This is a genomic window from Flavobacterium subsaxonicum WB 4.1-42 = DSM 21790 (assembly GCF_000422725.1).
In the GTDB taxonomy this organism is placed as follows: Bacteria; Bacteroidota; Bacteroidia; order Flavobacteriales; family Flavobacteriaceae; genus Flavobacterium; species Flavobacterium subsaxonicum.
The window spans coordinates 1-24,071 of sequence record NZ_AUGP01000002.1 but is presented as its reverse complement, the minus strand read 5'-3'; the positions used below and the strand labels follow the sequence as shown (position 1 = coordinate 24,071).

General features: G+C 40.8%; 25 protein-coding genes and 1 pseudogene. 6 read left to right on the top strand and 20 right to left on the bottom strand.

The genetic code is table 11. The features are described from left to right. Positions 1-334 precede the first annotated feature (334 nt). The 12 genes from G509_RS0100690 to G509_RS0100635 form a co-directional block, all read right to left on the bottom strand. Positions 335-1,531, bottom strand: coding sequence for a hypothetical protein (locus G509_RS0100690; protein ID WP_026989772.1), 1,197 nt, complete (start codon positions 1,529-1,531; stop codon positions 335-337). Then, positions 1,528-1,983 carry a hypothetical protein gene (locus G509_RS0100685; RefSeq protein ID WP_026989771.1) on the bottom strand — a complete coding sequence of 152 codons (456 nt, stop codon included), beginning with the start codon at positions 1,981-1,983 and terminating at the stop codon, positions 1,528-1,530. The genes G509_RS0100690 and G509_RS0100685 overlap by 4 nt, the downstream gene beginning before the upstream one ends. After that, entirely contained in the window at positions 1,976-2,581 is a 606-nt protein-coding gene (locus tag G509_RS0100680) for a hypothetical protein (RefSeq protein WP_242604889.1), read from the bottom strand. The genes G509_RS0100685 and G509_RS0100680 overlap by 8 nt, the downstream gene beginning before the upstream one ends. Positions 2,582-2,820: 239 nt before the next feature. Continuing rightward, positions 2,821-3,360: a hypothetical protein gene (locus tag G509_RS0100675; protein WP_026989769.1), complete on the bottom strand. Its 540-nt coding sequence runs from the start codon at positions 3,358-3,360 to the stop codon at positions 2,821-2,823. A gap of 247 nt (positions 3,361-3,607) precedes the next feature. Continuing rightward, positions 3,608-4,933: a phage terminase large subunit gene (locus tag G509_RS0100670; RefSeq protein ID WP_026989768.1), complete on the bottom strand. Its 1,326-nt coding sequence runs from the start codon at positions 4,931-4,933 to the stop codon at positions 3,608-3,610. Continuing rightward, complete coding sequence (locus tag G509_RS22665; RefSeq protein ID WP_051199864.1) at positions 4,917-5,468, bottom strand: hypothetical protein; 552 nt, start codon at positions 5,466-5,468, stop codon at positions 4,917-4,919. Before G509_RS22665 ends, G509_RS0100670 begins: the two co-directional genes overlap by 17 nt. A gap of 65 nt (positions 5,469-5,533) precedes the next feature. Then, positions 5,534-5,974 (bottom strand): hypothetical protein, encoded by a 441-nt coding sequence (locus G509_RS0100660; protein WP_026989767.1) that lies wholly within the window; start codon positions 5,972-5,974, stop codon positions 5,534-5,536. Next, positions 5,964-6,371 (bottom strand): helix-turn-helix domain-containing protein, encoded by a 408-nt coding sequence (locus tag G509_RS21200; RefSeq protein ID WP_035738298.1) that lies wholly within the window; start codon positions 6,369-6,371, stop codon positions 5,964-5,966. The genes G509_RS0100660 and G509_RS21200 overlap by 11 nt, the downstream gene beginning before the upstream one ends. Before the next feature lie 16 nt (positions 6,372-6,387). After that, on the bottom strand, positions 6,388-6,909 hold the full coding sequence (locus G509_RS0100650; protein ID WP_026989766.1) for a hypothetical protein: 522 nt from the start codon (positions 6,907-6,909) through the stop codon (positions 6,388-6,390). Positions 6,910-7,205: 296 nt separating this feature from the next. Next, positions 7,206-7,454 (bottom strand): hypothetical protein, encoded by a 249-nt coding sequence (locus G509_RS0100645; protein WP_026989765.1) that lies wholly within the window; start codon positions 7,452-7,454, stop codon positions 7,206-7,208. A gap of 202 nt (positions 7,455-7,656) precedes the next feature. Then, positions 7,657-7,908 (bottom strand): hypothetical protein, encoded by a 252-nt coding sequence (locus tag G509_RS0100640; protein ID WP_026989764.1) that lies wholly within the window; start codon positions 7,906-7,908, stop codon positions 7,657-7,659. A 115-nt stretch (positions 7,909-8,023) separates the two neighbouring features. After that, positions 8,024-8,326 (bottom strand): hypothetical protein, encoded by a 303-nt coding sequence (locus G509_RS0100635; protein WP_026989763.1) that lies wholly within the window; start codon positions 8,324-8,326, stop codon positions 8,024-8,026. 125 nt (positions 8,327-8,451) lie between these two features. On the opposite strand from G509_RS0100635, the gene G509_RS21195 reads away from it, so the two are divergent. The 4 genes from G509_RS21195 (at position 8,452) to G509_RS0100615 (ending at position 11,517) form a co-directional block, all read left to right on the top strand. Beyond that, the gene (locus G509_RS21195; RefSeq protein ID WP_035738296.1) at positions 8,452-9,186 is read left to right on the top strand and encodes a helix-turn-helix domain-containing protein; all 735 of its coding nucleotides are present in this window, start codon (positions 8,452-8,454) and stop codon (positions 9,184-9,186) included. A 92-nt stretch (positions 9,187-9,278) separates the two neighbouring features. Continuing rightward, the gene (locus G509_RS0100625; protein WP_211219578.1) at positions 9,279-9,719 is read left to right on the top strand and encodes a hypothetical protein; all 441 of its coding nucleotides are present in this window, start codon (positions 9,279-9,281) and stop codon (positions 9,717-9,719) included. 46 nt (positions 9,720-9,765) lie between these two features. Next, complete coding sequence (locus G509_RS0100620; protein WP_131450753.1) at positions 9,766-10,647, top strand: hypothetical protein; 882 nt, start codon at positions 9,766-9,768, stop codon at positions 10,645-10,647. Positions 10,648-10,752: 105 nt separating this feature from the next. Continuing rightward, positions 10,753-11,517, top strand: coding sequence for an amidohydrolase (locus G509_RS0100615; protein WP_026989760.1), 765 nt, complete (start codon positions 10,753-10,755; stop codon positions 11,515-11,517). Between the two features lie 81 nt (positions 11,518-11,598). On the opposite strand, the gene G509_RS0100610 is transcribed toward G509_RS0100615, so the two are convergent. The 5 genes from G509_RS0100610 to G509_RS0100590 all read right to left on the bottom strand — a co-directional run bounded on the left by G509_RS0100610 (position 11,599) and on the right by G509_RS0100590 (position 17,425). Then, positions 11,599-12,372 (bottom strand): Bax inhibitor-1/YccA family protein, encoded by a 774-nt coding sequence (locus G509_RS0100610; protein WP_026989759.1) that lies wholly within the window; start codon positions 12,370-12,372, stop codon positions 11,599-11,601. 474 nt (positions 12,373-12,846) lie between these two features. Then, the gene (gene proC, locus G509_RS0100605) at positions 12,847-13,623 is read right to left on the bottom strand and encodes a pyrroline-5-carboxylate reductase (RefSeq protein WP_026989758.1); all 777 of its coding nucleotides are present in this window, start codon (positions 13,621-13,623) and stop codon (positions 12,847-12,849) included. A gap of 102 nt (positions 13,624-13,725) precedes the next feature. Then, positions 13,726-14,736, bottom strand: coding sequence for a DUF6438 domain-containing protein (locus tag G509_RS21190; RefSeq protein ID WP_026989757.1), 1,011 nt, complete (start codon positions 14,734-14,736; stop codon positions 13,726-13,728). Positions 14,737-15,013: 277 nt separating this feature from the next. Beyond that, positions 15,014-16,639 (bottom strand): Ig-like domain-containing domain, encoded by a 1,626-nt coding sequence (locus G509_RS21185; RefSeq protein ID WP_035738294.1) that lies wholly within the window; start codon positions 16,637-16,639, stop codon positions 15,014-15,016. A 102-nt stretch (positions 16,640-16,741) separates the two neighbouring features. Next, positions 16,742-17,425, bottom strand: a complete 684-nt coding sequence (locus G509_RS0100590) for a ComF family protein (protein ID WP_026989756.1) — start codon at positions 17,423-17,425, stop codon at positions 16,742-16,744. Between the two features lie 119 nt (positions 17,426-17,544). Here G509_RS0100590 and G509_RS0100585 point away from each other — a divergent pair, with 119 nt between their 5' ends. Together G509_RS0100585 and G509_RS23065 are read left to right on the top strand one after the other, a co-directional pair. Beyond that, the gene (locus tag G509_RS0100585) at positions 17,545-18,072 is read left to right on the top strand and encodes a hypothetical protein (protein ID WP_026989755.1); all 528 of its coding nucleotides are present in this window, start codon (positions 17,545-17,547) and stop codon (positions 18,070-18,072) included. Positions 18,073-18,172: 100 nt separating this feature from the next. Further along, positions 18,173-20,041 (top strand): glycine--tRNA ligase, encoded by a 1,869-nt coding sequence (locus G509_RS23065; protein WP_081663215.1) that lies wholly within the window; start codon positions 18,173-18,175, stop codon positions 20,039-20,041. 220 nt (positions 20,042-20,261) lie between these two features. Here G509_RS23065 and G509_RS0100570 read toward each other — a convergent pair whose 3' ends face one another. The 3 genes and pseudogenes from G509_RS0100570 to G509_RS23605 all read right to left on the bottom strand — a co-directional run. Continuing rightward, a complete protein-coding gene (locus G509_RS0100570) occupies positions 20,262-21,641 on the bottom strand; it encodes a hypothetical protein (RefSeq protein WP_026989753.1) in 1,380 nt (459 codons plus the stop codon). 83 nt (positions 21,642-21,724) lie between these two features. After that, positions 21,725-23,521, bottom strand: coding sequence for a translation elongation factor 4 (gene lepA / locus G509_RS0100565; RefSeq protein ID WP_026989752.1), 1,797 nt, complete (start codon positions 23,519-23,521; stop codon positions 21,725-21,727). Between the two features lie 313 nt (positions 23,522-23,834). Beyond that, positions 23,835-24,071 (bottom strand): annotated as a pseudogene (locus G509_RS23605) (IS110 family RNA-guided transposase); the annotation flags it as partial.

The following is a 24,071-nucleotide window of genomic DNA, read 5'->3' as shown; positions in this document are numbered from 1 at the left end:
GGAGTTACGGGTTACAGAGTTTCAAAGTCCTCTCCCCCGGCCCCTCTCCAAAGGAGAGGGGAGCATGAACGGGTATAGTGTGGTAATTAAGCATTGCTTAGCATTTGTATGTTTGAGTGTAGCTACCCCCCTCTCCTTTGCTTCGCCAGTTCGCTATGCTCGTGTGGAGAGGGGCTGGGGGAGAGGACTGGTACCGTTTGGCTTTTCAGTATCAAGACATTTGAGTGTAGCCGCTCCCCTCTCCTTTGCTTCGCCAGTTCGCTACGCTCGTGTGGAGAGGGACCCGGGGTGAGGTCTTTGCCACTCTGCAACTCTGCCACTCTGCAACTTTCTCTTAAAGCGTTTGCGTATACCGTACCGGCAGCTCTACATCAAAAGTAAAGTTGGTTAGCTGCTGGCGTGGGTTTTTTATGCGGGCCTGCGTGGTTTTAAGGGTAACTTCTACCCAGTCCTGCGCTGCATTACGGGCATACGGCTTACCGGTAAACAGGTACACCTTGGGGCTGTCTAACAGGCCTTCTACTATAGTGCGTTCATCCGGTGTAAGCAGTTCGGCTATAATTTTAAAGGTATCCTGGCTTTCCTTGCCAATTTGCAGGGTTCGGCCAAGGGTGTCCTCAATATTGGCATTATCAAAATCCAGTTCGCCCAGCTGTTTGGTGCTGCGGTCTATGCTGTAGGTGTCTTCAAACAGCCAGTAGCTGTAGCCGCCCAGGGCGTTAAACCATTTAAGGTACACACCACATTGGTAGGGCACTTTTTGCAGGGTTAGGTAAATGGTATTGTTGGCCGTATCTATATCTATCGTATCATTAGCGCTTAACGGAATAGTTTGTTTTAGTTGTAAATTATTAAAACCCTCCTGCATAGGCAGTATGTCTTCGAGGGTTTCATCGGTACGGCCATCCGAAAAGAATAAACGTTTTACCTGCCCCGTATGGCTAAAATTCATACTAAAAAGGGTAGTTAAGTTTTTAACCTGTAGTGGCCCTGTTTTTGGAACGTAGAGGGTAACATCAAACGGATAGCCCTGCCAGTATTTTAGGTAGTAGCTGTTGGTGGTATTTTGCTTAAAAGGCGCCAGGGCATAGATGCTGTTTTTTTGCAATGATATACGGCTGTCCGGCTGCGTTACCCCGCAAATGTAGTCGAATATTTTGTAGTCGGATTCTACCGAGTTGTCGTTAAGCGTTATGCGAAACCAGGTGCCTTTTTGTATGTAATGCGCCGTAGTACGGTCGTAAAGGAAGGTTTGGGGATACAGCGTTTGTAGATCGGGCGACAGCGTGTCCTGAAAATTGGTGGTGTTTATAAGCGCGGTTATGTAGGGCTTAAAGTTGACGAAGAAGTTACCGTCAGGGTCCGGGTACAGCCGAAGGTTAACATCGGGGATGTTGAAATCCTGGCTGCCGGCCAACTGAATATCGCAGTACAAGGGGGCTAAAGCCGAATTGCTCCTGAACCGGAAAACATCGTTATTATAAGCAAGCCTTAGTTTGGTGGTATCGACTTCGGGGGTAAATACTATCATACAGCAATTTGGTTTAAGTAGTTAATAATTTGTGTGGTAAAGTTTTGTAAATGTGCCTGGCCCACTTTGTCGAGTATTTTTTGAATGCGCTGTGGCGTGGCAACGGCATCTATGGGGTTTACAGTGCCCGGCTTGGGCTGCCAGCCTTTTTTAGCAATTTTACGGGCAATTAAAAAGGCCAGGCTGCTAACACTTATTTGCTCTTTTAGCCTTGCGGCGATGCCTTTTTTTACCAGCCATGCTTCTATAGCCGCACTGGGTGGGGCTTTGCCGGGCTTGCGGCCGTTAATGTAACCGTCGGCAACCAGGCTCAGGCCGTTGGGCAGCTGCTGTATTTGTACGCTTTTGCCCCAGTTGCCGCCGGTTGCCATTCCGCTTGCCTCATACGCCGCAATTATGTCGGCTTTAAGGGCTTCAAATTCGGCTTGCAGTAGTTGTGCCGGGCTACTCATAATGCACCGGTATTTTAAGGCTATAGCTGCATAGCAGGCCATCCATGTTGGCATCGAGCGCATCGGTAACGTCTATATTATCCCATTGGGTTACTTCTGCCGTAAGGCATGCCAGGGTGTTGCCAATAGCGGTAAACACCTCCAGTAGCGGCTCTATGTTGGCGGTGTATTTAGAGGTGTCCTGGGTTCCTGTTTCGGCAAAATACTGCTGGTCGAAGTCGGCGTGCTTCACTAAAAAGAATTTGCCCTCGTAATTAGCAGCGGTAATTTTGGTGCCCGATGTGTTGTACTCGCTCTTGCGGTTGGTAAACTCGTGCAGCAAAAATATCTTGCCGGGCTGTGCCGTGCCGTCTAATAAATTTAAAGCGGCTTTTTTGCCGTAGTGGTATTCCAGGCCCTTTGCCTGGGCAATGTCCTGCAGTATGCGAACGATGTCTTTTATCATTTTAAGTGGATTTGGGTGTTTGGTGGACGGTTGATGGTTGTTGGTTGTTGGTTGATGGAAGGAACGCGGATGGCACGGATGCAGGCAGCGCGGATTTACATGGATTTTTATAAATGATGTATCCGTTGCCGTATCTACGCGCAATCTCATCATTATAGAGCATCAGGTTATACCGCAGAGATGCGCAGAGGGGGCACAGAGATACACAGAGATATATTTTTTTGTGAGATAATTGAGCGCACAGAGTTATCCTGCCCTTGGCAGGATTGTTATAGGGTTTGCTTTGTGGCCTCCATCTAAAAGATGTTATCTTTTGCTTTAAACTCTGTGTATCTCTGTGCCCCCTCTGCGCATCTCTGTGGTATAACTCCTTTTTGTCCACCAACCACCAACTAACTCCTCGAAAGCTTCTGGTACTCTGCTTCTACTTCGTTTTGGGTTTTGGTTTGTGCGAGCAGGTTAAAAATTTCGGAGTAGGGCTTGCGCCCGAGGTCGAACGGGTACTGGCCCAGCAGCTTGCCCAGTTGCAGCAGGGGCAGGGTATCGCTGTAGGGTTTTAGTTTATCGGCGCCGGCCATTTGCCACAGGTGTGCATCGGTAGACTGGGTGGCGAGCAGCTTGTTCTCTGTTAGTATAATGCGCTCAAATTCGAGGAGCATAAACTTTCGGGCTGCAAAATATTCCGTTATGCGGGTGCGCCAAAAGGTTTTTTCGGGCACGTTGTAGCATATCTCAAAAAGCTGTTGTATCCCGCTCCAATCAGATAGTTTCGGCAACAGCCTGATGCAGTATTTTACGTTGGCGTAGGGCATTTGCCCGATATCCATACGGCTGCCGCCAAAGCTGTTTTTTGGGTTAAGGTGGTTTAAAATGCTGTCGTATGGCAGGGTGTCTGTTAGTCGGGTGTATTGCTTTAGGGTGATGTTTTTCATTTTGATGTGGATTTGGTTAATTTGGAACGCGGATGACGCGGATGCTTCGCAGACGCGGATTTACACAGATTTTTCTTCAGATGCTGTCATTGCGAGGAAGGCACGACCGCGGCAATCCCAAACGCATATAGCAATATGCTTGAGAATGAATATCTTTAAAATAAGCTAATTGTTAGATTGCCGCGGTCGTGCCTCCCTCGCAATGACAGTTTTGGCGACCAGATAACCGCATCAACAAATCCCCAGATTACCCTACACGAATACGTGCTGTATAATTTTTCCGCAAAGCAAACCAGTAGCGCATCATAATACTGTCCCATTCGTCTGGGCTGCGGCCTATAAGGTCTTTTATCCGGTCTTTGGGGATGATGCCCTGGCGGCCGTCTTTGTCGATGTCTTTAAGCTTAACCTGCTCCATTTCTTCGGCGGTGGTTTGCTGTACGGCATCATCGTCGCACAGCTCTCCGGCAAGGCGGTTGGTAATCATTTCGGCCATTTTAATAGAGCACTGGCTCTTAAGGTTATCGTAATTAGGTTTCACGTAAGTGTTGCCCTCTAACATTTCGAGCGGACTCGAATTATTTACAAAGCCCTTGCATTTTAAAAAGTCTACCACGCCACCGCCCACGCCATCTTCATCGGCTACAATATTGCTAAGGGCAATGCCATGACGAATTTGCAGCAGCTTTGCGCGGCTAACCACCTCGTCCAATCCGGACTTAGCGATACTCTCCCGCGCTATGCACACCCAGCCGTGCCAGATCCTGAAAACCGTTTTATCGCGGCCTTTACGGGCAACGTCTATGGTCATGTATTTGAGTCCGCCGGGGGAAAGGTGGTGCGGTTTAAAATAATCGGCAATGCTGTCGTTGTCAATAAGGGTGGCCGGGTCGTCATCATACTCCCAATTGCCGAAGTACAGGCGTTCGCGGCTGTTTTTATCGAGCCGTAAAAGCGACTGTAAATAGCTGGGGTGCAGGTGCGGGTTGTCGGTAGGCAAACTCTGAATGAACCTGCGATAGATAGGCAGCACACCGTCGCGATGGGGTTTGTAAAACTCTTTGTATGCCCAGTTTTTAGCAGGGTTGCAACTGCCAAGCATTTTGGGTATAAGCTTATATTCGGTTAACTTGTAGCGAATACGGCTCTTAACAATTTGCCAGGCGTGGTAGTGCACCTGGTTGCACTCGTCTATAAAAGCCCCGCTGATTTCGAGCGACCCAAGGCTGTCGAAATTAGGGTCGGACGGGTATAAAAACAGGTCTTTTAGGATGATCTGGCTGCCGTTATTCCAGTAAATAATGTTCTCGGTAGCCTTGTATTTAAACTGGCGTGAAAGGCGAAGTTGCTTAGCCAGCTCAAAAAAAGTGCTCAATGTGGTTTCTTTAAGTGTTTTAAGCTTGCTGCGGCCCAACAGCCAGCGTGTGCCGGGGTGCCTGCCGCACATTTCCATAAGCCACAGGCACCCCAAGGCACTTTTGCCACCACCTGCCGCCCCGCCATACAGTACTTCTTCGGTTATTTTGTCTTTTAAAAAGTACACCGCGTGCTGTTGTTTAGGCAGTAGTTTCATCGTCTTCGGGGTTGTGGCCGTAGCCCAAATTGAGGGTAAGGTTGCGTACAGGATAGTCATCCGGCTCCTCGTGTTTTAAGCTCCAAAGCTTGGGGTTGCGGTTGCGCAGCCAAAACTGCTGCGAGCGGAAGCAGGCCGGTACATGCTTTTCTACCTCCACAATCTCTACGCGTTCTTTTTCAACGCGCTTGCCGTTTTCGTCGTAATATACCTCCTTGCATTTTATGGCCTGTTTTGTGGTAATAACCCTATCTATGGTGGCGCGGTATAACGATTCGGCTACCTCCATATCGGCGGCACGCTTGCCACGGGATACAGCCTCGCCAAAATCGGGCTGGTTGCTTTTCCAGTGAATAATGGTTTCGCGGGTTACGCCAAAAAAAGAGCCCAGGTCGCGGTCTATAGCGCCCAACAGGCAGAGTTTGTAGGCCTGTAGGGCATACTCATCTTTATACGGGCCGTTGTTTGTTTTTTTGCGTTTTGCAGGGGTTGCGGCGGAAACGGAAGCGCTGTTTTGGGCTTCGGTTTCTTGCATTGTTTAAGAGGGTTGAGGAAATATTGGGGTAAAGAAAAGCCTCAATTAGGTTGAGGCTTGGGTTATTAAAGTAATTCGTTTGGATCTATTACAGGCAGGATAAACTTATTTAAAGCCGTACCCTGAAATCTTGTTAATAATATTCCTCTCGAAGTTGAGTATGTAATTGATGCAATTGCATTACCTAAAGATGGATGCAATACCACAATCTCTTCTTTTTCCATAGCAGTTAGTTCTTCTATATTATCAATATGGAATACATAGGCAAAGGTAAATGCACCTGTAGCTTCTTCTGCATTAGCCCCATTACTCTTTGTTTCAACCGCAACAGAAAAATCTGCTTTTACCAATTTATCCTGTAGGTTGAATCCAAGATCTAATTCTACAGAATAATTGTGTCCCTCAACTTTGGAGCTTTCAAATTCAAAGGGGCTATTAATTTGTCCTTTGGTAATTTTAAAAGTGGCAATCTGTATTTTTTCAGGTTGCAATATATTAGCTGACATTGGCTAATGGAGTTTTAGTTTTAGGCTTAGCTTTTTTCCAACTCGTTTTATATTCTGTTTCACTTGTGTTGGCCGTAGTGTTATTATAAACAGTTACATAGCCTGCATTGCCATCTACAGTATTAATTAATTTTCTTTTGGGCACATTTACAATAGCTTCGCCTAGTTCCACCTGTAGTTTCGCCAAAGAGCGCAATGTAAAATTATGCTCGCCTGTAAGCCATTTGTTTATTTCAGAAGGTCTTTTTTCTAATTTATCTGCGAGTTCTTTTTGGTTTAAATTGTTTTCTTTTAAAAGCTGATTTATACGAACAACAATATCAGCGTACATTTTTGCAAAAACTTTTGTTTCTTCGGGAGTTTCTGCGAGAATTCTTTGGGCAACTTTGCTTCTCATAATTTTTTAGTTTTAGTTAGAGGATGATTTCATTTAAACCATCATAAGTTAACAGCAATCTTTTTTTCTCATCTACAACAACTGAGCCATCCTTGATAGCTTCTGTTATTCGCCGGGCGTAATTACAGGCTGCAAGCCATTGTATGTGTAAAGAACTATTTTGATTGGTAGATCCATCTTTTACACCACCATTAAAGAGAATAACAATGGTGGTAGTAATTTTAAGCGCATATATTCGTAATGGAAAATTAGGATAGTGATAAGTAATTTCTTTTATTTTAGCTTTACCTTGTAGAGGCAAACCCTTAACCTCATTTTCTGCCCTGTTAAATAATTCGTCAACTGCTCCATGGTCTTCGCCAATTGCGTATATAATAAATGATAAAAGCTCTTGTGTGTACTGTTTATAATCTTTAAGGCTATTATACTTATTAAAGAAGATATCTGTTTCGTTCTCATCGCATTCATCATCTCTTACAGTATAAAATGTACAGGCAGAACCTTCATCATCCCATATTTCTAAAGCAAATATATTCACAATATTATTTATTAGCAACTAAAAAATACACTTTTAAGTGTATTTTATGATTATTTTTATATGCTTTTGATCAAAGTCAAAAGTAAGAAATATTTTTATATATATGAAATAAGTAATTTTAGATCGTACAGTATGTCAAAGAGCCAATTAGTCATCAAGTCTTAAAGCCGAAAGTCATAGATCGAAAGTCATTGGGTTGAAAGTCTAAAATAAGTTTCTAAACACTAAGAGATTTCTCTCTGCGGTCGAAATGGAAAAACCCGCAACCCTAAACTCCCAACCCGTAACCCTTAATACTACACCCTTACCAGGTTATCTATAATTACGTTATTATAAGTGCCTTTGGAGCCCGAGATGTGAAATTCCAGTTCGGCTACATCACCGGGAAGCATGTCTGAGAGCAGGTCGATTTTTGTGCCCAAGGCCGATGGGTAAAACATCCTGCCGGTTTCCTGCTCAAAGTGCAGCTGTTGCACTGCGGTGCCTAATTTTGTGGTTTTTATATTGCCTATGGCGGTTATAATGCCTTTTATTTTGTAGTTCATAATCGAGTTGAAAGTTTAAAAGTCGTCAAGTCTTAAAGTTGGTTGTTGGTTGTTGGTTGTCCTCACCCCCGGCCCTCTCCACATGAGCGTAGCGAACTGGCGAAGCAAAAGGAGAGGGGAGTAGCCACACTCTTGCGGTTGATTTAATTAGGTAGTTTGAAGCTTCAAATTAACACATTACCAAATAACCGAATCAATCCATTTAGCAGCCTGTTACGCTTTGCGCTACAAGGTTGTTGTATTGTATGCCGCTGTTTTTAGATATTTTGCCTTCCAGGGTTACGGCTACCTGTATCTCGTCGTTTTCTTTGTAAGTGTCCAGGTCGTCCATGCGGCGGCCGCGGAATTCTACAAACGCCCTTTGCCTGCCATCGGGCACCAGGGTTACTACTTTTTTTTCGTGTCCGGCTGTGTTGCGGTACTCAATGCTCTCAATTGTTCCTGTAATGGTCATTTTTTTTTAGATTTAAAGATTTTTGATTTGAAAAATTGAAAATTTTGTTGATTCGTGGATTTGATAATTAGAAGTTCAGAAGCTCCCAACAACTAACAACCGACACCCAACAACTTTATTCGGTAATAGTAAACCGCCTGTCGGCGTTAAAGTGTATTATTGCGCTATGGTTTAGTTGTTGGTTGATGATTGACGGTTGTTGGACGTTGCTGTCAACCGTCAACCGACAACCAATAACCATCTTGTACTCCGCATAGAGTGCCTTTAGCGATTGGTTAACCACTTTAAGGTTTTGCTGTACCTGTGTGGTATTTTCCACTTCAAACATAGAGCGTTCAGACGCTAAGAAGTAGTTATATGCAGCTTTAATCGCACTTAACTGTACTATTTCTTTGGTTATGTGTTGTTTATTACGCATTTTGTTATATCTTTGTGAAGTATAGTGCAAAGTTAAGTGGAATATTCCACATCACAAAACAAGTCAATGTTAATTTTTACACTTTTGTGTGAAATTTTTATTGACCTTAAGCTAATGTTTTGATTATGGACGGATTAGATATTAAACAACGCCGCGAACAATTGGGGCTGACCCAAAAGGAATTGGGCGACCTTATTGGCGCCAGTCGCGAAACAATTATTAACTACGAGAAGGGTAAGCCAATTCCAAAGTCCAAAAGTGAAATATTAAACAAAGTGCTCGAGCCGGGCGCGGTGCATCATAAGACCGTGAAAAACGAGGAGGTGGTAAAATTTGTAGACGATTTTGAAAACAAAAACGGCAACAAATTTATAGAGCTGCCAAACGGGCAATACTACATGCTTATGCCATTGGCAGAGTTTAATGTTCAGGCCGGGTTTTTAAGCACCTACCAGGATGCTGATTTTTTGATGGACCTGAGCCAGCACGGCATATTGGTAGACAAGCCCGTGCAGGGGCGCTATGTGGCCTTTAGGGTTAACGGCGATAGTATGGACGACGGCAGCTCGGCAGCCATTACCCGCAACAGTGTAGTGAGTACCCGCGAGTTACAGCGCCACCACTGGAACGGCAAGCTGCGGTTTCGCGATTTTCCGTACTGGGTAATTTATACCACCCAGAGCAAAATGCCGCTACTAAAAGAAATTGTAGAGCATAATACCGAGGAGGGCTACATTACCTGCCACTCGCTTAACGACAGCCCCGAGTTTACTGACTTTAAGCTGCACCTTAACGACATACAGGCACTATTTTATGTTATAGATGTTAACAGGACGGTGAGTAAGAAGACTTTTTATTAGTTTTAACAAGTTGATATATAATTATGTATGTTATATTTTATAATCTGTATATTTTCGAATAGTTTAAACAGTAAATTTAAAGAGTATAAAACATGTTGACATTTAATGTGGACGAATTTATAGTAGAAGGTACTATTTTAGGATATAGGACAGGATGTAGTATTGACTCCAAATTAATGGATTTAGTTGTAGAAAAATCAATCAATATTAACAAACAAAATTTTAGCGAACTTGTTATTTTAAAGGTTGATACAGTTAAAATAACTATGGGTATAGATGATCTTAGCAGGATTAAATATTTTATGCTAAAGTTGCCTAAATATAACCAAAACATTGATATACTTTATAAAGACTTTAGCCTTACCAAAAATAATTTGAATGAAATTCTTACCTACTTCAACTCACAATCTATAGAATGGTCGTTTGTCGAATCTTTGGCTAAAGTTTTAAGAATCAAAATAGGTAAAGTTGAATTAGTCTATTCGTATGAAGTTGATGAACAGGGGCTTTACTGTATTCAAAATTGCGAATAAAGTTCGGGATCAGTTTAGTAAGTTTAACGCTTTTAACTCTTTAAAAATGAGATCATTATTTTTTTCTTGCGCCTTAATGCTTTGTGTACAGGCCTTTGCACATCAAAAAGTGGTGTTCGAAAAAAAATATGGCAATGTTAAATTAACCACCATGCTGGGAGATTATGGCGAGAAGATGAACAAAACCATCATCATCGCTAAATATGCAGCGTTATTATCTGAAAGATATAAGTATTCAGATGATATCAATTTAATATTTGTAGAAGATTATAACAAAAACGACTCATTATCAGGTTCTTATCATAAGGCAAGCCTAAAAGACTCTGTATATGCTAATGCCATTTATCTATATTATCACGAATTTAAGTTCGATATAATAGGTTGCTTAAATACTATAGAATATTGTATTACACTAAATTACAGGCAAAAGCATAAAATTTACCCGCCAAAAAAGCTATCCCAAATATACAACAGCACGCCTTCTAAAATTGTACTCGAAATTGTTGGCAATAAAATGTACCGCCCTAACGATGTAAAAGCGTTAGATAAAGATGCTGCTTACAATTATTACTATCAAAATAATACGTTTACTTTCTTTACTTTAGATGAAAACGGTAATGAAAATAAAGTTTTAGACTTGGATTATGATATGTTGAGTTATGAAATTCTGAATTCAAAAATTTTGGTAATTATGCTCAGGCCTGATGCGCTTTTAATACTTAATAGTCAGAAGGATAAATCATTTAGGGTGTTTAAAATTGAAAATGCAGATGAATATTATGTGCCCCTTAAGCTTACTTTAACAACCCCGGATGCCATTAGCTTTAGGTTCAATCATTTCCTGTCAAAAAATAAAGAAAGATCGATGCTTTATCTTATTGATGAAAAAATATTTATCCAGGATGCTGATAAGGTTGTAAAAAATTAGCATACAACTATCTGAAAGTCTGTATTATAATGAGTGTTGTTTTCTCCCTACTTAACCTTTCCTTATTAAACCGCAATTCATTAAATTTATCAAAACTTACGGAAGATGAAAATTTCGCTTATACAAACCTCCTTGGCGTGGGAAGACGCTGCTGCCAACCGCGATAACTTTACCACGCTTATTAAGAACATTAATGGCACGACCGACCTTATTGTGTTGCCCGAAATGTTTGCCACCGGCTTTAGCATGAACCCTTCGGCTGTAGCCGAAACAATGGATGGTAGCACCGTTACCTGGATGAAGCAGATGGCTGCTGCCAACAGCTGCGCCATTACCGGCAGCCTTGTTATTGAGGATGACGGCAACTACTACAACCGCCTGTTGTTTGTATATCCTGATGGTACTTATAAAACGTACGACAAACGTCACCTCTTTACCCTTGCGGGCGAAGACAAAGCCTATACCGCCGGCACTCAAAAGCTGATAGTGGAGTATAAGGGCTGGAAAATCTGTCCGTTAATATGCTACGACCTTAGGTTTCCGGTGTTTGCGCGTAATGTGGAAGAGTACGACTTGATGATTTATGTTGCTAACTGGCCGCAGGTACGCACCCTGGCGTGGGATACACTGCTTAGGGCACGTGCTATCGAAAATCAGGCGTATACAGTAGGGGTAAACCGCGTGGGTATAGATGGCAACGGCCACAGCTATACCGGCCACACGCAGGCTGTAGATGCGTTAGGTAGCTATATCTTAGAGCCGCAACAAACCGAAGGTGTGTTTACAATAGAACTCGACAAACAGGCTACTCTTGATACCCGCAGCAAACTGGCCTTTTTAAACGATAGGGATAACTTTACGCTTGCGTAAACTTTCTGCATATTATACAAAAACCAAACCCCCAACACTTTGCAATGTTAGGGGTTTTATATTTAGTAAGAAGTAAGATACTTAGTCTCTGCTTTGCAGTTTGCTTAGCAGCCTTAAAAACTCAATGTAAAGCCATACCATAGTAATTACAAGGCCCATAGCGCCAAACCATTCCATAAATTTAGGTAGTTTTTGTCTTGCTCCCTGCTCAATCAGGTCAAAGTCCATAAACAGGTTAAGGGCAGCTATTACAATAACAAATATGCTAAAACCAATGCTTGGTAACGAGTTACCGTATATAAACATACCTACACCAAAAAGGCTCAGTATCCATGATAATAGGTAAAATGTACCAATAGCTAATGTAGAGGCTATTACAACCGATTTAAATTGCTCTGTAACCTTAACTACACCAAACCTGTACAGGGCAAGACATACGCCAAAGGTTACAAACGTACCGCCAACAGCTTTTAGTACAATGCCTGGATACCTGACTTCGAATATTGCCGATATACCACCAATAAACAAACCTTCAAACAGCGCGTAGGCCGGGGCAAGGTACCTTGAATATTGCGGCTTAAACATAGATGCTATTACCATTATAAGGCCAATAATGGCACCCGCAATGGTAAGCGTTATAGGGTTTTGGCCCGTTGCAGCCATATACCAGGTAACGGCGGCACCTGCCATAAGTAATGCGAACAATACAAAGGTTTTGTTTACAGCACCATTAACGGTCATGGTGTTGTTATAGTCTATAATTTCTACAGGGCGGCCATCGGCGTTGTACACTTGGGTGTCGCCTTTTGCAAACGCCTTATTGCTTAAAAATGGGTTTTTAGATTTAAATTCCATAATGCTGTTAATTTGTATCCAAATATAAGATATTTAGAACAAAATCAAAAAGCATGCCCGTTAATAAGGTTTTATGAAATAAATGTAAGAAGTGGCACCTGCGTAAAATAAAAAAGGGAAAACCGATCAGTTTTCCCTTTTTTTGCCCCCAAAAATACCGTAAAAAATTAATTTTACTAATGCTATTTTGTGTAAACTTATCTCATTGATTCAATGTGACAAAATGTTTTAGATAAACTACAGCTAAAGTCGATGAAATGCGCGCATAGTTATTTTTTGCATGAGTTTTATTTAAAATATAAATCAAAAAATGAGCAGAATTACACGTCATTATGATTAAGTATTGTGCAAATTGTCAAAAATAAATAGTGAGTTTTAACATATCTATATCTATAGTGTTGAAATGGCTCTAATAATTCAAAATCAGCGGATCAATCTATTTGTGACTAATTAATCAGGCGTTTCTGCCAAAAACTACTCTTTTATTTTTTTAAGCGATGTCTTGATCCCTTTAATTAACGACGAACTGAAACCTTCGTGTTCCATTTCGTTAAGGCCTGCAATAGTGCAGCCCTGTGGGGTAGTAACTTTGTCTATTAACTGTTCAGGATGGGCATTTTCTTTCAGTAGCATTTCGGTAGCGCCAAGGGCGGTTTGTGCCGCAATGGCCAGTGCCGTTTTGGCATCAAAGCCAATTTCTATTCCTGCTTGCATGCTTGCTCGAATGTAGCGCAGCGCAAAGGCTGTACCGCAGGCCCCCAAAACAGTGGCGGCATCCATAAGTTTCTCGTCGATTATAACGGCCGTGCCTACCTTATCAAACAAGTCGGAAATGGGTTGCAGTTTGGCAATATCGCTGGCTTCCGCCGAAATACAGGTGGCACTTGCACCATATTGTGCTGCTATGTTGGGCATAATGCGCACCACGGTATTGGTGCCGCCCACTTTTTTGTTGAGATGGCCAAGCGTTACCCCGCTTACCGCCGATGCTATTATCTTGCCGCTAAGGTGGGGCAGCACCTCGTCTAAAACGGTATCTACCTGCCACGGCTTAATGGCTAAAATTATTACATCGGCCACGGCTATGCCTTTGGTGTTATCGGCAGCTATGGCTATGCCGTATTGCTGCAGGTGTTCTATAAGCTTTACGTTGCGGCGGGTAACGGTTATGGTATTATCTAACGTAAATTGTGCCAGGCCTATGGCTACGGCACCGCCAAGGTTACCGCCGCCTATTATATGTATCTTCATTGTGGTGTATCAGTTTATGGTTATGGCTAAGATAACAATTTGACTGATTGTTTTTACACGTAGGGGGGTAGATGATTAGGGTAAATGCCTGTATAGACACCTTTAGTTTTTAGTCCAGCCTTGGTTTATTCTCATTTTAAAAATTAAGTCATGGAGTTTTATTAATCCATATGTTCCCTTCAAACCATAGTCGGTTATGGTTTTTGTCTTGCCATTGTTGTAAGTAATTTTTAAAATAGCAGTCTGGTCATCCGTCCAGAGCACGTCATATCTGTTTTTTAAATTTACGAAATCAATATAATTAAGTAAATCCTTTAATTCATTAAGTTCCTTAGAGGGTACTGTGGCTGTAAAGGTGCCGGTAAGTAATTTCCCCATTTGAAAATCTTCTGTGTAATTGTATTCAGTTGCCTCAAATGTGGCAGTACCATCATTATTTACAGATAATAAAAAAATAGGGCACATGCCCATACAGCCGGTGGTAGAATATTCTATTTTCTCTATCTTATAGGATATTGGCTCAGGATTGTACTCTACAAAGGCATCGAACTTAAATGTTAGTTCAGTCTTTAATTCTTCCCTTTTTAACCTTTCTATTGTATGTATATGCCGTGGTTTATATATAGTTAAAAAAGGTCTGTTCTCTATATATTCAAGAGTTGGTATAATACCATTATAAAGTCCGTCGGTAAGGTTATAAAGTTTTATTTTATCCTTACCGAAATTCATAAGCACAAGGGCATTAAAATCCTTTGAAAATTCTACAAGAAGGTTGGGATCATAATTGCCAGATGTGTATGTTTTGTTAACCCCTGTTGCTACCAAATCCGTATAACCATTGTTATCAAGGTCGGCTCTAAAAAAAGCATAATCTGCCTTTAGTCTATTGGCAAGGTTTACCAAAACAGTATCACAACCGAGACATTTTATATCCTGCACTTTTTTAAGGGAGAATTTGCGGTATAGGCTATCTGTTTTACCAATAAATTCTTCCACTTTGTTATTGGTATCCAGAGAATCAATTTCTGAAAGTTTTATTTCCGCTTTCACAAATTTTTCCTTTGTGCAAGAAATGAATATGAACAGGGTTAACAGAAAATATAGTGCCTTCATAGGTGTGTTTTTAGAAAGGAAACATCTCCATTTTAACTAAATTGAGAATCCTCAACTTCGCTGCAATGTGTTCGTAATGGCTAACGCAATATACATTCTATTAAAAGAATCCGGATATCCAGTAGTAAACCCCGATATCGCGGATCTTGCGATACAATATAGCAATTTAAGATATTGAATGTATCTCCCGTAAAGGTTAGAAATATAAATGTGTATTAATTATGTGAGACGCATTCAATGCGTCTCTACGAGAAAACGGTACGGGAATTGTCTGTGATTAATCCCCCTTCATGATAAACACTTCTTCGAGATCCCAGTAGGCGGGTAGTTTAATTTCGCGGGCATAGTACAGCACCTCTTCGGGCTGTACCTTTTTGAGGTAATCGCCGGTGTCCCATTCCTTATTCTTGTTATCATCATAAATAACCCTAAGAATATACGTGTTGGGTTCCAGATTTTCGTAGAAAAATTCGGTTTTACCCTCAGAATAATCGGTTAGGTACACCTTGCCCTTTGTGTCGGTAAATTCTATAATCAACGGAAAGCGCTTAACATTCTGTAGCGTTAGCTTAATGGTGCCATAATCGGCATAGGTACGGGTAGAGAGCTTGTATTTAAGGGTATCGTTCTGCTTGCCGTAAAAGTCGGTCATAGCGCCCGGTAAGAGGCTAAACGTGTATTTCTGACTCTCATCTTTCTGGAAATCAAATATCAGTTCCTGTTTAAAATCGTCGTAAACGTGCTTAAACGGCACGGCTACAGAGTCTTTATTAACCAGTGTAATTTTTGTAGTATCTATGCTAACAAGTGGTGTGCTGGTTTTAAGGGTAAAGCGTTCCCTAAAATGCAGGCCGCTTTTTTGTACGGCATCAACCGTAAGCGAGTCGGATGCCTTAAGCTCTTTAAATTTGACATTGAAATTACGCACGGTATCGCGTTGGGTAACCTGTACGTTGAGGGAGTCGGCCTTAATTTCGCGGGGCAGCCATATTTGCACCGAATCTTTATCGGCCACATTGGTAATCAGTGTCTTTATCTGTTCTTTAGTGGCAGCGTTGGTAACAGTGGCCGTAACCGATTTATCGTAAGCACCTTCGTAACCTAAATACAAACGATTAGAAGTGGCAAGGGTAGGCTTAACCGACTTAAATGCGCCCTTTTGCTTAAAGAGTTTCAGGGTATAGGTAGAATCTGTAGGTACGGTAATGGTTTGCTTTATAAAGGCAATCTTATCGCTTTTAGGGTCGTATTTATAATTGTTAGAGGCATCTTTAAGCGCAAACAGGTGGTACCTGCCCTCTTTTAGGTTTTGCAGCGAAAAGTTAACCATACTATCCAGCGTGTTGGTAACGTAGCGCGGGCGCTCTTTGTAAACGGTAGAATCTGTAAAGGTTTCGTTATCTTCATACAGCATAACGGTAACAAAATTATCGGTCTCGCGGGTGTAGGCATCTTTAATGCGGCCGCCCAGCGCAAGTGAGTCGATATAACTTCCGGTACTAAATATGTACTTAAACTGCGAATAAGGGTTGCCCTCGTTATTATCGGTAATACTTTGCCCAAAATTAAAGCTGTAGGTGGTGTTGGGCTCCAGGGTATCTTTAATTTTAATATCTATGTATTTGCTGGCACTGCCCGTGGGTATAATGCTGGGCTGGGTTTTCATGGGGGGCGATATAATAAGCTGCTTATTAATATCTTTAATCTTAATATACTCGTTAAAGTCTATCCTTATTTCTTTACCTGTAAAATTGGTGCTCATATTTTTGGGCGAACTACCAATAATATAAGGTGCAATGGTATCTTTAGTACCACCGGTTATAGAGCCCCTTTTTGCGCAGGCTGCAAAAAACAGCGATGCGCCGATTATAAATAAAGCAAGAAGAAATTTTTGTTTGAGCATACCAAATTCTTTACAGCACAAAATAACAATTATATTTAGTGCCGACGAAATGTTTTTAGAAAATGTTTAATGGTAACGCTGTTAACATTATAATAGTATGCATTATGTGTGCGCATACGCCATAGTAACCACGCTAACCCGGCTGTTGGGCACGGCAAGCAGCAGTTTGCTGCAGGCTTCTATTGTGGCACCGGTGGTAATAACATCGTCTACAATTAAAAAGTGACTGCCTGGGGTGGCATTACTATGGTCTACTTTAAATGCCGCATTGATGATGTCGCCGCGCAGCTCGCGGTTCTTTTTAGTTTGTGTTTTGTTGTAGGTGGTACGTAATAAAATGCTCTCGTTATATTCGGCACCCATTCCCGCAGCAATGGCACGGCCAAAGGCAGCCGCCTGGTTATAACCGCGTTCACGCTGCTTTTTGGGGTGCAATGGTATGGGTATAATGTGGGTAACGCTTTGCAATGCCGCTACTGTAGTTAGCTGCGGCGCATACCACTGCCCTAATATATTGCCAACCTGCTGTTGCTTTCGGTATTTTAAGTTATGAATTAAATTCTGCACGATACCTTCTTTATGAAAGTAAAGCAGGGCAGAGGCATGCTCTAACGGCACCCGCCCCAAAAACTTCTTAGCTGTCTCATTATCTTGATGAATGTGATGCTGCGTAAAAGGCATATTGTGCCTGCATGTGGCGCACACCAACGCAGTGCCATTGGGCAACGGATCTTCGCAACCGGGGCATAACGGCGGAAACAGCAGGTTAATGAGGCTTTGGAGCATGGGGGTAAAAATATATATTTTATTTTGAATGGCCTCAAAACATACATTCTTCAAAAAGATTAGCGATATCAATTTTTAAATTCACAATATATTATCTTAGTATCTCTAAAACAAAGATAATGAACAGATTATTGATCGTACTGATGGTTTTACTGTTAACTGTAGGATGCAAAACAATTTCTGACCCAAGCCCATATCACCGGTATTTAATATCGGATTTTGATTTTAAGTCTGCAAATATATTTGTACGGCAAATTGAGGGGCTAACGTCGATCAATAACATTTCGCTTACAGATTTACCCAAAACCGGAAAAGAGTTCCGGGTAAACGGTCAGCACATCTTTACTGACAGTACTTTTACCAACATGCCAAATTTTTATAGCTATAAAAAAAGAGCCGCCGAAATTGATGTAAACCCCACTACTTTATTACAGGTATTAAATAGTTTTTTCGGCATAAATGCCGACAGTTACCGGAAAGAGGAAGGTTTTTATATGTTTACGAGCGAATCTTATTTGTCTTACGAAAAGGGGTACATATATAATGCCACACAGCACTTTAAAGTGGGAGATTCTATATTTAAAGGCCGTACATATTACATTACACGTCAGGTCGATTCAACATGGTTTGAGTATAAATATCCTTAATGCACACAAATTTTGTAGTACAAACTATTACATTGCCACATTTTTAAATTTTTAATCTTCAATCATTCAATTAAATAATCCCTTTTTATATTTTTGCACCATGGCAAAACAAGAAGATCAATTTAAGAATGTTATTTCGCATGCTAAAGAGTACGGATTTATTTTCCAGTCGAGCGAAATATACGATGGGTTAAGTGCAGTGTACGACTACGGCCAGAATGGCGCCGAGTTAAAAAAGAACATCCGCGAGTACTGGTGGAAAAGCATGGTGCAAATGCATGAAAACATTGTGGGCATAGATGCCGCAATTTTTATGCACCCTACAACATGGAAAGCCAGTGGCCACGTAGATGCCTTTAACGACCCGTTAATAGACAACAAAGACAGCAAAAAACGCTACAGGGCCGATGTGCTTATAGAGGATTATGCCGAAAAGCTAAACCAGAAAGCCCAAAAAGAATTGACTAAGAAAAATCCAAATGCCAATATACAGCGAATAGTCGATATGTATTATAAGCTTCTGGATATACTTCTTTATAAAGAAGGAGAAAATTTTCATCTTAGCTTCAATAATTACTTGAATAATCTAAGTGCAAGACTATTATTATTTAATAGTTTTGAAAGGGTTGATGATATCACATTGGATTACTTGGATTTGATAAATGATTTAATATACTTTGAAAGTAAATTTAAATTATATAACGAATTTAAATTATCTGATAAATATTTAAAAAATGATGGAACAAACATTTGGGATATAAATGCTTTTAGTTTAATAAAATTAAAGCATAGCAATCTTCAACTTGCTGCTTTAGATATAATTTCTCTAATTGATTTCGTAAAAGATAATAATAATCCATTCAGAGGTTTATCAAAAAGAAAACAAATTCTTGAACGTATGGCCCGCTCTTTAGAGACAGAGAACCTGGCCGATGTTAAAGCCCTTATTGAAGAGCTGGAGATTGCCGACCCGGATACGGGCTCTAAGAACTGGACCGAAGTGCGCCAGTTTAACCTTATGTTTGGTACTAAATTAGGTGCCGAAGCTGCCAATGCAATGGATTTATACCTGCGCCCGGAAACAGCCCAGGGTATATTTGTAAACTTTTTGAACGTGCAAAAAACCGGCCGAATGAAAATTCCGTTTGGTATTGCACAAACCGGTAAGGCGTTTAGAAATGAGATTGTTGCACGTCAGTTTATCTTCCGTATGAGGGAGTTTGAACAGATGGAAATGCAATTTTTTGTACGTCCGGGCGAAGAGATGAAATATTACGAGTATTGGAAAGACACCCGCCTTAAATGGCACCTGTCTTTAGGTTTGGGTAAAGAAAATTACCGTTTTCACGATCACGAAAAATTAGCGCATTATGCCAATGCTGCCGCCGATATCGAGTTTAACTTCCCATTTGGATTCAAAGAGCTTGAAGGTATTCACTCGCGTACTGATTTCGACCTTAAAGCACACGAAAAATTCTCAGGTAAAAAACTGCAATATTTTGATACTGAAGTTAACGAGAATTATACACCTTATGTAGTAGAAACTTCGGTTGGTTTAGACAGGATGTTCTTATCGGTCTTTGCTACATCGTTAAAAGAAGAAACGTTAGAAGATGGCTCTACCCGTACCGTTCTTAGCCTGCCAAGCGTGCTTGCACCTACTAAGGCTGCAGTACTTCCGCTGGTTAAAAAAGACGGACTGCCGGATGTTGCCCGCTCTATTATAGACGACCTTAAATGGGACTTTAACGTGGCGTATGACGAGAAAGATGCCGTTGGCCGCCGTTACCGCCGTCAGGATGCCCTGGGCACGCCTTTCTGCATTACGGTAGACCACCAGACGCTGGAAGACCAAACAGTAACCATCCGTCACCGCGATACCATGAAACAAGACAGGGTTGCCATAGCCAACCTTAGAAACATCATTAACGAAGAGGTTTCGGTTAGAAACTGGTTAATGAAGATGTAATAAATCAGCATTTATACAAACGCCTCCTGATTGGGAGGCGTTTTTGTTTTAGAGGGTATATTAAATGTAAAGATTAGCATTCCCCTCTTTTGGAGGGGTGCCCGTAGGGTGGGGTGGTTTATAGTAATGATAATAAAACAACCACCCCGGCTTTCAGCCGCCCCCTCCAGGGGAGGGGAATGCCACGATTGCTTACACACAATACCCGTAACGGTCTTATTCATGCTTTAAACTTTCTAAATGCCTGTATCATCTCGTAAATGCCAAAGGCAATTACTATTTTACCGAAGATAAAAATGAGCCAGCCTATAGTATTGGTATTATCTATATAGGTTCTGCCTTCCGCTAAGGGATTATAAAAATCGGTAACTATTAAAAACCTGAAATAGCCGGATAAAAATTCCTGCCATTGAGAAAAATCTCTTTGTAGCATATAGTTTTCTGAAACAAAGAAAAGAGCATATAAGCTAAATCCTATCAATAGTGTAAAGGCTAAAGCCCTACGCCAGCTATGGTCAAAACCTGTGGATAATAATGTGGCACCTAAAATAAATTTGTCTTTGAAACCACTTTTCCATCCCCATCCCAATTCTTGATAGTAAGCACTAAGCTCATAATTTCTAAATCTGTTATAGTCTATTTTATTATCAGCTTTTTGAAGCTGTTGTTTAATGTTCCTTAATGTTTTTCTATCACAGTTATCTACCTTCCCTATTTGCATATCGTCAAATAAAGCCAACTTATCAAAAATTGTTTTGTCAATTGATATTTCCAAGAAATAAGAATTTTGAAAAGAAGCTATATCTTTAAAAAAGCAATTTTCGATTATGATTTTATTTATAGCTGATTGAGTAAAGTAGGCAGATTTCTCAAACCTGCAATTTAATAATTGCAGGTTTGTATGAATTAAATTGCCGTTTTTTTCCAGAATGAATGTTTGTTCGAAAATACAATCATGGAAAATTGTAAACTTGGTAAAATCACTTAAGGTAAAATATGATTTTGAGAATTTACAGTTACCAATATTAAAGTAGCCAAATGCTTCAACAGTATTTTCACTAAAGTTGAATAATTCAAATTTGTTATCAAATAAAGAAATATTACATAAATGTGATTCATTTAAATTAAGTTCACCATTGAATTCGCTATCACTAATGATCAAATCACTACTTTCTTTAAAAACATTTCCAGATAAAATTGCCCGTTTGGTTATTTTACAGGACGTAAGTTTAAATTCTGATTGTATGTTATTAGATGTACAAACTAAGTCATAAAGTTTACAATTAGTAACTTCAAAATTTTCTATTTGAACATCATTGATAAATAAATCATCATCGTAATGCTCTAATCTTAAAGATAAAAATTCACAATTTGTTATATCAATAATTTTATTATTAAAAACATCAGGCTTAAGTTCAGAATTAAAAGTAGAGCTATCTTTAATTACAAGTTTGCTATTAAATTTACAACTACTAATCTGAAGTTTTTGTAATGAAGATATATCAAGAATATAATCGGCTTCTAACTTAATAATATAATTAGAAATTGTATTTTCCATGTAAAGCAATTTCTCAAACTCTTCTCCCGTAATTGTTTCCATATCATAAAAATAAACAAAAAACCCGGCACATACGTACCGGGTCTATTATCTATCATCTTTTATCTAAAAGTCTAAATAAAAGATTAGTCATTCAATTTAAGTACCGCCATAAACGCCTCTTGCGGAATCTCAACGTTACCAACCTGACGCATACGCTTTTTACCTTTTTTCTGTTTTTCCAAAAGTTTACGCTTACGCGAAATATCGCCACCATAACATTTAGCGGTAACGTCTTTACGCAGGGCCTTAACGGTTTCGCGGCTAATTACCTTAACACCAATGGCTGCCTGAATAGGAATATCAAACTGTTGGCGCGGTATAAGCTCTTTAAGCTTTTCGCACATTTTTTTACCAATATTGTAAGCGTTGTCTTCGTGAATAAGTGCCGACAGCGCATCTACAGGCTGTGCATTTAGCAATACATCAAGACGCACAAGTTTTGAGGTACGCATGCCTATTGGGCTGTAGTCAAACGAAGCGTAACCTTTAGAAACCGTTTTAAGGCGGTCGTAAAAGTCGAATACAATTTCTGCGAGTGGCATATCAAAGTTAAGCTCTACACGCTCTGTAGTAAGGTAGGTCTGGTTGGTAATAATACCACGCTTTTCTATACAAAGGCTCATAACGTTGCCCACAAAATCAGATTTTGTAATAATGGTCGCCTTAATATAAGGCTCCTCAACATGGCTTAGTCTTGAGGGTTCCGGCAGGTCGCTCGGGTTATTAACAATAAGTCCTTTTTCAGGGTCTTTTTTAGTGTAGGCAAGGTACGATACGTTGGGCACGGTAGTAATAACTGTCATGTCGAACTCACGCTCCAAACGCTCCTGTATAATTTCCATGTGCAGCATCCCTAAGAATCCGCAACGGAAACCAAAGCCCAGTGCCGCCGAGCTCTCCGGAGAGAACACTAACGACGCATCGTTAAGCTGAAGTTTTTCCATACTGTTGCGGAGTTCTTCGTAATCTTCGGTATCAACCGGGTAAATACCCGCAAATACCATTGGCTTAACATCTTCAAAACCACTAACCATGTTTTGGGTAGGGTTTTTGGCATCGGTAAGCGTATCGCCCACCTTAACCTCTTTAGCCTCTTTAATGCCGGATATCAGGTAACCAACATCGCCGGCGCCTACTACTTGTTTAGGCACCTGGTTTAGCTTAAGTGTACCAATTTCATCGGCATAATACTCGTTACCGGTAGCCATAAATTTAATTTTCTGGCCTTTGGTAATGCTGCCATTTATTACCCTGAAAATAACCTCGATACCCCTAAACGGGTTGTAAACCGAGTCGAATATCAGGGCCTGTAAAGGCTCATCCGGGTTACCTTTTGGTGCCGGTATACGCTCTATAATAGCCGCAAGTATAGCCTCTACACCAAGGCCTGTTTTACCACTGGCCGGTATAATATCTTCTAATTTGCAGCCTAAAAGGTCTACAATATCATCGCTAACCTCCTCAGGGTTGGCGCTTGGTAAATCTACTTTATTAAGTACCGGAATAATTTCCAGGTCGTTCTCTAACGCAAGGTAAAGGTTAGAAATAGTTTGCGCCTGTATGCTCTGGGCAGCATCTACAATAAGCAGTGCACCCTCGCAGGCCGCAATAGAACGCGATACCTCGTAGCTAAAATCTACGTGGCCCGGGGTATCTATAAGGTTAAGTATATACTCCTGCCCCTTATATACATACTCCATTTGTATGGCGTGGCTTTTAATGGTAATACCACGCTCACGCTCCAAATCCATGTTATCAAGCAACTGAGCCTGGCTCTCGCGTTTTGTAACCGTTTGGGTGGCATCCAAAAGGCGGTCGGCCAGCGTACTTTTTCCGTGGTCTATGTGGGCAATAATGCAAAAATTCCTAATATGCTTCATCTTCTTCGTATATCAATTTCGTTGGGCGTGTCCTTTCGCTATCGCTACAGGCCGGGCTATTCGCGGCGCATGGCGCCCAGATGCTATCCCTCACGCGGGGCTTACCTGTAAAGGTAGTTATTAATCGGCAAATATAGTTAAAGTTAGCGAGTTGCAAAGGCATAGGGGCAACAATGCGTGTTTTATACTTTGACGAATATATTGGCCTCACCTCAAGCCCCTCTCCAAAGATTCTGTGTTGATTTACAAGAAAAATAATAATTTTTTCTATTTTTGTATTCTTAGGAAGCCTTGAGCTATCCTGTATAGAGCCTTATACTATTTGTATCTGCGCTCTATTTTTTTGCTTATTTTCTTCATAGTTTTTATCATAGTTTTCTTTTCGTTTAAAGATCACATATATAGTTTCAAGCAGCTTTCGTTGTACTGCTACTAATCCTTTCATTTTAATTCCCTGTTTTGCAACGATCCGGGCATATAAGGCCCTAAAAGTATCATCCCATTTTACCGCTGTCAATGCAGGCAGGTACATAGCTTTTCTTAAGTACCT

What these genes read in the sequence shown, in the direction of transcription:
- G509_RS21200 (WP_035738298.1), bottom strand. Translation starts at nt 6,371, where the DNA reads ATGAGAAGCAAAGTTGCCCAAAGAATTCTCGCAGAAACTCCCGAAGAA.
- G509_RS22665 (WP_051199864.1), bottom strand. Translation starts at nt 5,468, where the DNA reads ATGCAAGAAACCGAAGCCCAAAACAGCGCTTCCGTTTCCGCCGCAACC.
- G509_RS21190 (WP_026989757.1), bottom strand. Translation starts at nt 14,736, where the DNA reads ATGAAGGCACTATATTTTCTGTTAACCCTGTTCATATTCATTTCTTGC.
- G509_RS0100585 (WP_026989755.1), top strand. Translation starts at nt 17,545, where the DNA reads ATGAACAGATTATTGATCGTACTGATGGTTTTACTGTTAACTGTAGGA.
- G509_RS0100640 (WP_026989764.1), bottom strand. Translation starts at nt 7,908, where the DNA reads ATGACCATTACAGGAACAATTGAGAGCATTGAGTACCGCAACACAGCC.
- G509_RS0100680 (WP_242604889.1), bottom strand. Translation starts at nt 2,581, where the DNA reads ATGATGAGATTGCGCGTAGATACGGCAACGGATACATCATTTATAAAA.
- G509_RS21195 (WP_035738296.1), top strand. Translation starts at nt 8,452, where the DNA reads ATGGACGGATTAGATATTAAACAACGCCGCGAACAATTGGGGCTGACC.
- G509_RS0100610 (WP_026989759.1), bottom strand. Translation starts at nt 12,372, where the DNA reads ATGGAATTTAAATCTAAAAACCCATTTTTAAGCAATAAGGCGTTTGCA.
- G509_RS0100685 (WP_026989771.1), bottom strand. Translation starts at nt 1,983, where the DNA reads ATGAGTAGCCCGGCACAACTACTGCAAGCCGAATTTGAAGCCCTTAAA.
- lepA (WP_026989752.1), bottom strand. Translation starts at nt 23,521, where the DNA reads ATGAAGCATATTAGGAATTTTTGCATTATTGCCCACATAGACCACGGA.
- proC (WP_026989758.1), bottom strand. Translation starts at nt 13,623, where the DNA reads ATGAAGATACATATAATAGGCGGCGGTAACCTTGGCGGTGCCGTAGCC.
- G509_RS0100590 (WP_026989756.1), bottom strand. Translation starts at nt 17,425, where the DNA reads ATGCTCCAAAGCCTCATTAACCTGCTGTTTCCGCCGTTATGCCCCGGT.
- G509_RS0100615 (WP_026989760.1), top strand. Translation starts at nt 10,753, where the DNA reads ATGAAAATTTCGCTTATACAAACCTCCTTGGCGTGGGAAGACGCTGCT.
- G509_RS0100675 (WP_026989769.1), bottom strand. Translation starts at nt 3,360, where the DNA reads ATGAAAAACATCACCCTAAAGCAATACACCCGACTAACAGACACCCTG.
- G509_RS0100570 (WP_026989753.1), bottom strand. Translation starts at nt 21,641, where the DNA reads ATGGAAACAATTACGGGAGAAGAGTTTGAGAAATTGCTTTACATGGAA.
- G509_RS0100625 (WP_211219578.1), top strand. Translation starts at nt 9,279, where the DNA reads ATGTTGACATTTAATGTGGACGAATTTATAGTAGAAGGTACTATTTTA.
- G509_RS0100620 (WP_131450753.1), top strand. Translation starts at nt 9,766, where the DNA reads ATGAGATCATTATTTTTTTCTTGCGCCTTAATGCTTTGTGTACAGGCC.
- G509_RS0100660 (WP_026989767.1), bottom strand. Translation starts at nt 5,974, where the DNA reads ATGTCAGCTAATATATTGCAACCTGAAAAAATACAGATTGCCACTTTT.
- G509_RS23065 (WP_081663215.1), top strand. Translation starts at nt 18,173, where the DNA reads ATGGCAAAACAAGAAGATCAATTTAAGAATGTTATTTCGCATGCTAAA.
- G509_RS0100645 (WP_026989765.1), bottom strand. Translation starts at nt 7,454, where the DNA reads ATGAACTACAAAATAAAAGGCATTATAACCGCCATAGGCAATATAAAA.
- G509_RS0100670 (WP_026989768.1), bottom strand. Translation starts at nt 4,933, where the DNA reads ATGAAACTACTGCCTAAACAACAGCACGCGGTGTACTTTTTAAAAGAC.
- G509_RS21185 (WP_035738294.1), bottom strand. Translation starts at nt 16,639, where the DNA reads ATGCTCAAACAAAAATTTCTTCTTGCTTTATTTATAATCGGCGCATCG.
- G509_RS0100690 (WP_026989772.1), bottom strand. Translation starts at nt 1,531, where the DNA reads ATGATAGTATTTACCCCCGAAGTCGATACCACCAAACTAAGGCTTGCT.
- G509_RS0100635 (WP_026989763.1), bottom strand. Translation starts at nt 8,326, where the DNA reads ATGCGTAATAAACAACACATAACCAAAGAAATAGTACAGTTAAGTGCG.